Annotated in this window: 3 protein-coding genes; all 3 read left to right on the top strand. The window is 38.6% G+C overall.

The window, feature by feature from the left end; all coding sequences use genetic code 11:
• The coding region (locus K6G87_RS17855; protein ID WP_330669938.1) for a hypothetical protein at nt 1-330 on the top strand (330 nt) is incomplete at its 5' end.
• Between the two features lie 70 nt (nt 331-400).
• The gene (locus K6G87_RS17850) at nt 401-1513 is read left to right on the top strand and encodes a glycosyltransferase (protein WP_296840306.1); all 1113 of its coding nucleotides are present in this window, start codon (nt 401-403) and stop codon (nt 1511-1513) included.
• 3 nt (nt 1514-1516) lie between these two features.
• Nucleotides 1517-3478, top strand: a complete 1962-nt coding sequence (gene asnB, locus K6G87_RS17845; RefSeq protein ID WP_296840303.1) for an asparagine synthase (glutamine-hydrolyzing) — start codon at nt 1517-1519, stop codon at nt 3476-3478.
• Nucleotides 3479-3715: the final 237 nt, after the last annotated feature.

Here is a 3715-nt window from a genome sequence, read left to right as displayed (position 1 = left end):
ATAGCTGCAGATTGTAAGACAGGCCCTAGGGAAATAGTATTATCTGAAGATGAATATAACGCACTTCTTAAAATAAGACCTGATGGAAGTTCAACAGATAAGGCTATAGAAGGTGAGTATGGAATACTTGTACCTGATATGAGCGAAGTTGAGGATTTTGATGCAAGCGTTATTACTGTTGGAGAGAAGGCTCTTGCAAGAGAGATGAACAAGATGATCTCTGATGACGATAAGCTTGAAAAGTTTGGAGCAAAGGCAAGAGAACGAGCTGATTGCTATCAGCCTGAAAAATATAGTAAAGAGCTCAATTCTATATTAGAAAAGCTTTAAATAGATATTAAATTGTTAAAGAGAAGAACTGTTAAGTTTATTCTTGGCTTTATGTGGCCAAAGGAGAAGCATGCCTAAGATAGCATTTCATTTAAATTGTCTGACACACGGAGGTGCTGAAAGAGTTGTAACAAACCTTGCAGGACGATTTGCTGATGCAGGTTATGAGGTTGTGGTCGCAACCGAGTGGATAGATGATAATGAATATGAATTAAATCCTAAAGTAAGGCGAGTAAATATAGGCCTTAAGCCTGAAGATGAGAATAAAGGAAGACTATATAAATATATAAGGCGAATTAAGTATCTTCATGACTTTATGTTATGTGAAAAGCCAGATGTACTTGTAGCATTTGCCAAACTTGCATTATTTAGAGCTCTTATGGCATGCAAGAAAACCGGTGTTCCGGTGGTCATTTCTGTTAGAAATGATCCAAGAACATACTATATTGGAATTAGAAATACTATTCTTATAAAAAGGTATATTGGGCGAGCTGCCGGGGCTGTTTTTCAGACGGAAGAAGCTAAGAGTTTCTTTCCTGAAAAGTTACAGAAGATATCTACAGTAATACTTAATCCTCTTACCCCTAAATATATAGAGGCACCTGATGCCGATCATAGAGACAAAGTTATTGTGAATGCAGCAAGACTTGTAAAGTTCAAGAATCAGGAAATGCTGATATATGCATTTTCGGATGTTTATGACAAGCATCAGGATTACAAGCTTAAAATATATGGTGCAGATTCCGGTGACGGAACCTTGGAAAGATTGGAAGAAGCTATAAGAGAGACTCATCTTGACGAAGAAGTAGAACTCATGGGCCAAAGTGACAGTCTTGAAGAAGATCTTAGATGCGCGAGCGTATTTGCCTATCCTTCTAACTATGAAGGAATGCCCAATTCACTTATGGAGGCCATGGCACTGGGCCTTCCCTGTGTTGCCACAGACTGTCCTTGCGGAGGACCCAGGGAACTTATTGAGGATGGAGTTAATGGATTACTAATTCCTATAAAAGACAGAAAGGCACTTTCTGATAAAATATGCTGGATGATAGAGCATCCAAATGAAGCAGAAGAAATGGGAAGAAAGGCTAGACTGATAGCGGATAAAGCGAGCCTTGATGCTGTATATGAGCAGTGGAGAAGTTATCTTGATAATGTAATTAGTAATGGGAAAAGACTATAATTTATGTGCGGAATAAGCGGATTTATATCAAAAAACAAAATAACTATGGAGCAGCTAAGGATCATGAACGATACCATGATCCATAGAGGCCCCAATGACAGTGGAGTAGAAATATATCCTTTCAAAGACGGCTATAATGTGGGCTTTGCCCAAAGACGTCTTTCTATTCTTGACCTCTCACCACTTGGACACCAGCCAATGCACTCTTTAGATAAGCGCATAAGTGTAGTGTTTAATGGTGAGATTTATAATTTTCAGGAACTTAAAAAGGAACTTTCAGACTATCCATTTAAGTCAACCTGCGATACTGAAGTTATCATAGCCGCATATCTTAAGTGGGGAATTGATTTTGTAGATCATATCCACGGTATGTTTGCAATAGCGCTTTTTGACAGAGAGACAGATGATGTATATCTCATCCGAGACAGGATTGGCAAGAAGCCTCTTTACTACTGGAAAGATGGCGAGAACCTTGTATTTGCTTCAGAATTAAAGCCTATAATGATGTGCCCTAGCTTTAACGGAGTTATCAAAAAGAGTGTGATCGCAAGATACCTTTACCAGCAGTATATTAATGATCCTGATAGTGTATTCGAGGATGTATATAAGCTTATTCCCGGTGCTGTTCTTAAATTTCATCTTGGAGAAATTAAGATATGGAAATATTGGGATGTAAGAAAGGCTTACGAAAAGGGAATTGAAAATCCTGTAACAGATTATAATGAAGCCAAGACTGAGCTAAAGAGACTTTTAAAAGAATCAGTAGCAAAGCGTATGATAGCAGACGTTCCTCTTGGAACCTTTCTTTCAGGAGGATATGATTCAAGTCTTATAACTGCTATAGCTCAGGATATATCTGACCAGCCTGTAAAGACTTTCACAATAGGATTTAATGAGCCAAGATACAATGAAGCAAAGTTTGCAGCTGAAGTTGCAAAGCATCTTGGAACTGACCATACAGAGCTTTATATCGATGAGAAGGAGATGCTTGATCAGGTATCAAGCATAGCAAAGTTTTATGATGAACCATTTGCTGATAGCTCTCAGATTCCTTCAATGCTTGTATCTAAGCTTGCAAGGCAGAAGGTAACAGTTGCTCTTTCCGGAGATGGCGGAGATGAGTTCTTCTGCGGTTACAATATTTATGAGTATATACATAAAGCACAGAAACTGGATGCGCTTGGAGCAGCTATATATGGAATAGGTCAGCTTCCTCTTGGAAGTCAGAAACTCCTTGATAAGCTTCCCATGAAAGTAAGAGCTGTAGCAAGAAACAGGGATAAAGAGACCAAGGTACAGTTTGCTTCAGATATATATATAAAGGCTGCTCACGCTTTTGTTGACGGTGTTGAGAGCTTTGATAAGTCTATGACCTTTGATGAGTACAATCAGATATATCTTGATGAACTTTTAGGAAAGAATAATAGTAATATTCAGCTTCCATGTAAGTATCCTGTAGAGAGTGGTTATCCCCAGGACAACTGGCAGGTTCGTCGTATGCTCCTTGATATGGATACATATCTTCCGGGAGATATCCTTTGCAAGATGGACAGAGCATCAATGAAGTACTCTCTTGAGAACCGTTGTCCTATCATGGATACTTCAGTTATGGAGTATTCTTATCGCATAGCCCATGACTTTAAGTTTTGTAATGGTGACAAGAAACATATCCTTAAAGATATAGCCTATGATTATATTCCTAAAGAGCTTCTTGACAGGCCTAAAGTAGGTTTTGGAGTACCTCTTGATAAGTGGATGAGAGGACCTCTTCTTGAACAGCTTAAAACTTATAGTAGTACGGATTATCTTAATAAACAGGGAATATTTGATACTGGCTACGTATCACGCTTTATTGACAACTACCTTACATCAGGAGATGGAGGCCCAGCAACAGGTGCTAACTATTCTAAGATGGCATGGAGCTTTTTTGTATTTCAGCAGTGGTATGAGCACTTTATGAAGTAAAGAGCAGATAGCAGGAAGCTTAATAATTGCATCAGCTTAGATATTAAAGACTTATAAGGCGATGTTAACTCGAGATCAGAAACTAAGAAAGGGTGCCTTTTGTATGGAACAACATAATAATAAAAAGCATATAGCGATGTATATAGGCTCCCTTCAAAAGGGCGGTGCCGAGCATGTAATGGTCAACCTTGCTGAGTATTTCTGGTCAAGGGGATATCATGTAACACTGGTAACAAC

This window comes from Butyrivibrio sp. (assembly GCF_024699075.1).
This window is presented reverse-complemented; position numbering and strand designations above follow the sequence as displayed.

Bases quoted from the DNA above. Each gene is read 5' to 3' on its own strand.
- K6G87_RS17850 (WP_296840306.1), top strand. From the start codon at position 401: ATGCCTAAGATAGCATTTCATTTAAATTGTCTGACACACGGAGGTGCT.
- asnB (WP_296840303.1), top strand. From the start codon at position 1,517: ATGTGCGGAATAAGCGGATTTATATCAAAAAACAAAATAACTATGGAG.